Annotated in this window: 7 protein-coding genes and 1 pseudogene; all 8 read left to right on the top strand. The window is 68.8% G+C overall.

The annotated features are described in order from the left end of the window. On the top strand, positions 1-421 hold a 421-nt coding region (locus tag AC30N0_RS07900), incomplete at its 5' end, for a GNAT family N-acetyltransferase (RefSeq protein ID WP_489517378.1). Beyond that, on the top strand, positions 418-1,305 hold the full coding sequence (locus tag AC30N0_RS07895) for an aldose 1-epimerase (RefSeq protein WP_489517377.1): 888 nt from the start codon (positions 418-420) through the stop codon (positions 1,303-1,305). The genes AC30N0_RS07900 and AC30N0_RS07895, both read left to right, overlap by 4 nt. A gap of 73 nt (positions 1,306-1,378) precedes the next feature. Continuing rightward, complete coding sequence (locus AC30N0_RS07890; protein WP_489517376.1) at positions 1,379-1,900, top strand: ATP synthase subunit I; 522 nt, start codon at positions 1,379-1,381, stop codon at positions 1,898-1,900. A gap of 27 nt (positions 1,901-1,927) precedes the next feature. After that, complete coding sequence (gene atpB, locus AC30N0_RS07885) at positions 1,928-2,824, top strand: F0F1 ATP synthase subunit A (protein WP_489517375.1); 897 nt, start codon at positions 1,928-1,930, stop codon at positions 2,822-2,824. A 57-nt stretch (positions 2,825-2,881) separates the two neighbouring features. Beyond that, positions 2,882-3,145, top strand: a complete 264-nt coding sequence (gene atpE, locus AC30N0_RS07880; protein ID WP_489517374.1) for a F0F1 ATP synthase subunit C — start codon at positions 2,882-2,884, stop codon at positions 3,143-3,145. Between the two features lie 70 nt (positions 3,146-3,215). Further along, positions 3,216-3,686, top strand: a complete 471-nt coding sequence (locus AC30N0_RS07875) for a F0F1 ATP synthase subunit B (RefSeq protein ID WP_489517373.1) — start codon at positions 3,216-3,218, stop codon at positions 3,684-3,686. Positions 3,687-3,689: 3 nt separating this feature from the next. Beyond that, a complete protein-coding gene (locus AC30N0_RS07870) occupies positions 3,690-4,235 on the top strand; it encodes a F0F1 ATP synthase subunit delta (protein ID WP_489517372.1) in 546 nt (181 codons plus the stop codon). A gap of 74 nt (positions 4,236-4,309) precedes the next feature. Next, positions 4,310-4,627, top strand: a pseudogene (locus tag AC30N0_RS07865) (F0F1 ATP synthase subunit alpha); the annotation flags it as partial.

The raw sequence follows: 4,627 nt of genomic DNA, 5'->3' as shown, positions 1-4,627 counted from the left end.
CCGCGAGTACGAGGCCAGCCTCGAGGTCGACCTCTGCTTCCAGGACTTCGACGCCGAGGTGGCCGCCCTGCCCGGCGAGTACGCGCCGCCCGCAGGCCAGCTCGTGCTCGCCTGGGTCGACGGCGAGCTCGCCGGCTGCGGGGCCATGCGTGCCATCGCCGACACCGACTACGCCAACGCGTGCGAGATGAAGCGGGTGTTCGTCCGTCCCGCGTATCGTGGCGGCGGCCTGGGTCGGGCGCTGGCGCAGAGGCTGCTCGACGAGGGCCGGCGCGCCGGCTACTCGGCGATGCTCCTCGATACCCTCGACGACATGGAGGCGGCGCGCGAGCTGTACGCCTCGCTCGGCTTCGAGGAGATCCCGCCCTACTACTTCAACCCCGTTCCCGGCGCCCACTACCTCAAGGCGGACCTGACATGACCCTCGAGATTTCCGCCCCGCCCGATCGAGGTACTGCCGCGACGACGTTCGAGCTGCATGCAGGTGCCCTGCGCCTGGCCGTTCGACCCGACCTCGGCGGCGCGGTCGCCGGCCTGTGGCACGGCGAGACGCCGCTCCTGCGCTCCACCGAGCCGGCCCGGCTCGGGAGCTCGCACGATGCGGCGATGTTCCCGCTCCTGCCGTACTCGAACCGGCTCGGTTATCGGCGCTTCCGCTGGCGCGGCCACGACTTCACGACGCGCGCCAACGTCCAGGGCTCCCCGCATTCGCTGCACGGCCTCGGCTGGCAGCGGCCGTGGCGTCTGCTGTCCTCGAGCGTGCTCGAGGTCGTGCTCGAGCTGGTCCACGCCGGCGACGCCGACTGGCCGTTCGCCTTCACCGCCCGCCAGTACTTCGGCCTGGGCGTCGACGCGTTCACGGCGCGCCTGCAGTTCACCAACGACGCCGACGGCGAGCAGCCCGTCGGGCTCGGCTTTCACCCGTACTTCGTCAGGCGCCTGCGCAGCCGGCTGCACGTCGAGCTCTCGGATCGGTGGGAGGCCGACGCGACGCTGCTGCCGACGCGCAAGGTCGCGCAGCACGGCATCGACAGCGATCTCTCGCACCTCGACTTCGACAATTGCTTCGAGGGCTTGCGCGGCCCGGCGCGAATCCGCGACGAGCGCTTCTCGCTGCAGCTGTCGTCGTCGCTGCCGTACCTGGTGGTCTACACGCCCCCCGACCGCGACTACTTCTGCGTCGAGCCGGTCAGCCACGTGAGCAACGCAGTGCACATGGCCGACCCGATCGCGCACGGCCTCGTCGCGCTCGCGCCTGGGGCGACGCAGGAAGCCTGGATGAAGCTCGGGGTGTCGGTGCTCTGACGACCCCGGGCCCGGCCTGGCGCCCAACCCCGAGTGAAAGGAGCGGCCGGGTTTATACGTATAATCTTGGGCTGTGCTGAAAGTCGCCCTCCCGCGCCCCTCCTCCGACGCGGTGATCCGTGGCGACGGGCGCGCTCACCCCGACCGGCCCTTCCTCGAGGACGCCTACGACTCGCCGCCGAGGCGCTGGTCACGCGCCGAAGTCGATGCCCTCCGCCGGGCCGAGCCGGTGCTCTCCCCCTGGCGCGTGATCGCGGCGCAGCTGGTCCTCGGCCTGCTGGCCGGCGCCGTCGTCTGGCTCGTTGCCGGCGCTGCCGCCGCCGTCTCGGCGCTCTACGGCGCGGCCGTGGTGGCCCTGCCCGGGGCGCTGATGGCGCGCGGCGCGACCAGCCGCATCAGTTCGGTCTCGCCCCTGATCAGCGCCGCGAGCATGCTCTGGTGGGGCTTCGTCAAGATGGGCGCGGCGATCGTCATGCTCATCCTGGCGCCGCGCATCGTCGCCGGGCTGGTCTGGCCGGCGATGCTGGTCACGATGGTGCTGTGCATGCAGACCTACTGGTTCGCGCTGCTGTGGCGCGGCCGCAGGGCGGCATAGCGAACACGAGAACACGGGAAACGAGAGATGGCCGCCGCAGAGCACGCACCGACCGCCGGTGAATACATCATCCACCACCTGACCCACCTCGGCAACGGCAAGCCTAAGGGACTGGTCGATTTCTCGGTCATCAATTTCGACTCCGTCTTCTTCTCGGTGGTGCTGGGCGCGCTGGGCTGCTTCATCCTCTGGCGCGCGGCGCGCAAGGCGACCTCCGGGGTGCCGGGGCGCTTCCAGGCGGCGGTCGAGATCCTGTTCGAGATGGTCGACAACGAGGCCAAGGGCATCGTCCACAACGCCGACAGCCGCAAGCTCGTCGCGCCGCTGGCCTTGACGGTGTTCGTCTGGATCATCCTGCTCAACGCGATGGACCTGCTGCCTGTCGATCTGCTGCCGCTGATCTGGGAAGGCGTCTACGGCGCCGCCGGGGGCGACCCGTCGCATGCCTACCTTCGCGTCGTGCCCACCGCCGACCTGTCCGTGACCATGGGCCTGGCCGTCGGCGTGCTGATCCTCTGCCTTTTCTACAACATCAAGATCAAGGGCCTCGGCGGCTGGCTGCACGAGCTCTACGTCGCGCCCTTCGGCACGGTCAAGATGACGGCCAACCCGCTCAGCTGGATCGGCTTCATCCTGCTCTCGATGGCCAATGTGGCGATGCAGCTGGTCGAGTTCGTCTCCAAGACGGTGTCGCACGGCATGCGGCTGTTCGGAAACATGTATGCGGGCGAGCTGATCTTCCTGCTCATCGCCCTGCTCGGCGGCGCCTTCACGCTGTCGGTCACGGGCTTCGTGCTGGGCGCGCTGCACATCGCCGCGGGCACGGTGTGGGCCATCTTCCACATCCTGATCATCGTCCTGCAGGCTTTCGTCTTCATGATGCTGACGCTCGTGTACATCGGCCAGGCGCACGACACGCACTGACGCTTTCGCTTCTCGTCCCCCCTTCCTTCACCTTCCCTTTCTCACTCAGGAGTCATCATGGAACTCATCGGTCTCGTCGCGATCGCCGCCGGCCTCATCATCGGTCTCGGTGCCCTCGGCGCCTGTGTCGGCGTCGGCATCATGGGCAGCAAGTACCTCGAATCGGCCGCCCGCCAGCCCGTGCTCATGGGCGTGCTGCAGACCAAGGTGTTCCTGCTCCTCGGCCTGATCGACGCCTCGTTCATCATCGGCACTGGCATCGCCCTCTGGTACACGACGGCCAACCCGTTCCTGGCGCAGATCGCCAACCTGCCGAAGTAATCGGCACCTGCCGGCGGAGCAGCTGCTCCGCTTCGCTTCGCCGCCACGAACCTCCAGACGAGTCCGCACCGTGAGCATCACCTCGACATTCATCATCCAGCTGATCGTGTTCCTGATCCTGGCGTGGTTCACGATGAAGTTCATCTGGCCGCCGATCACCACGGCGCTGGATCAACGTGCGGAAAAGATCCGCGAGGGGCTGTCGGCCGCCGACCGGGCCAAGGCCGAGCTGGCCACGGCGAACAAGCGCATCGAGCAGGAACTCTCTTCCGCCCGCACCGACGCGGCGCAGCGCCTGGCCGACGCCGAGCGGCTGGCCCAGTCGATGATCGAGGAAGCCAAGTCGCGCGCCAGCGAGGAGGGCGCCAAGATCGTCGCCGCCGCGCGCGCCGAGGCCGAGCAGGAAGCGACCAAGGCGCGCGAGACCCTGCGCGAGCAGGTCGCCGCGCTGGCCGTCAAGGGTGCCGAGCAGATCCTGCGCCGCGAGGTCGATGCCAACGCGCATGCCGACCTGCTGCGCCAGCTGAAGATCGAGCTCTAGGCCATGGCCGAGATCGCCACCATCGCGCGACCGTATGCGGAAGCCTTGATGAAGGCGTCGGAGCAGGCGGATCCGTCGGCGCTCGCGGCCGAGATCCGGGCCCTGGCCGACGTCGCCGCCCATCCCGACATGCGCGTCTTCGCCGACAACCCGAAGGTCGCCGCCGACCAGGTCTTCGATGTGCTGACCTCGGTCGCCAGGATGCCCACGCCAGCGGCGCCCAGCGAGGCCGCGAAGAACCTGCTGCGCACGGTGATCGACAACAACCGCCTGGCGGCGCTGCCGGAGATCGCGGCGCAGTTCCAGGCGCTGGTCGACCGGCGCATGGGCACGACGCAGGCGGTGGTGCACACCGCCTTCGCCCTCAGCGATGCGCAGCTCGCCGACGTCAAGGAAGCGATGGAGCGCCGTTTCGGCCGCAAGCTCGAGGCGACCTCGATCGTCGACCCGGAGCTCATCGGCGGCGTTCGCGTGGTCGTCGGCGACGAGGTGCTCGACACCTCGATCCGCGCCCGCCTCGACCGGATGAAGGCGGCGTTGACCGCCTAGTACATGTCGTCGTCGGCGGTGCCGACATCACCTTCAAGGGCGGCGAAAGCCGCCCGCTCCAACCAGCGAAGCGTATGAATCTCAATCCCGCTGAAATCTCCGAACTGATCAAGAGCCGCATCCAGGGGCTCGCCGTCTCGGCCGACATCCGCAACGAAGGCAGCGTCGTCTCGGTCACCGACGGCATCTGCCGCGTGCACGGCCTGTCCGAGGCGATGCAGGGCGAGATGCTGGAGTTCCCGCCGGCACCCGACGGCTCGGCCACCTACGGCCTGGCCCTGAACCTCGAGCGCGACTCGGTCGGCGCCGTCATCCTGGGCGAGTACGAGCACATCTCCGAAGGCGACACCGTCAAGTGCACCGGCCGGATCCTCGAGGTGCCGATCGGCCCC

Source organism: Rhizobacter sp. (assembly GCF_031412495.1).
In the GTDB taxonomy this organism is placed as follows: Bacteria; Pseudomonadota; Gammaproteobacteria; order Burkholderiales; family Burkholderiaceae_C; genus Schlegelella_A.
The sequence above is the reverse complement of the archived record's forward strand: the minus strand, read 5'-3'. Positions and strand labels throughout refer to the sequence as shown.

Excerpts from the sequence above, each read along its gene's own strand:
- atpE (WP_489517374.1), top strand. The coding sequence starts at position 2,882 with ATGGAACTCATCGGTCTCGTCGCGATCGCCGCCGGCCTCATCATCGGT.
- AC30N0_RS07870 (WP_489517372.1), top strand. The coding sequence starts at position 3,690 with ATGGCCGAGATCGCCACCATCGCGCGACCGTATGCGGAAGCCTTGATG.
- AC30N0_RS07895 (WP_489517377.1), top strand. The coding sequence starts at position 418 with ATGACCCTCGAGATTTCCGCCCCGCCCGATCGAGGTACTGCCGCGACG.
- atpB (WP_489517375.1), top strand. The coding sequence starts at position 1,928 with ATGGCCGCCGCAGAGCACGCACCGACCGCCGGTGAATACATCATCCAC.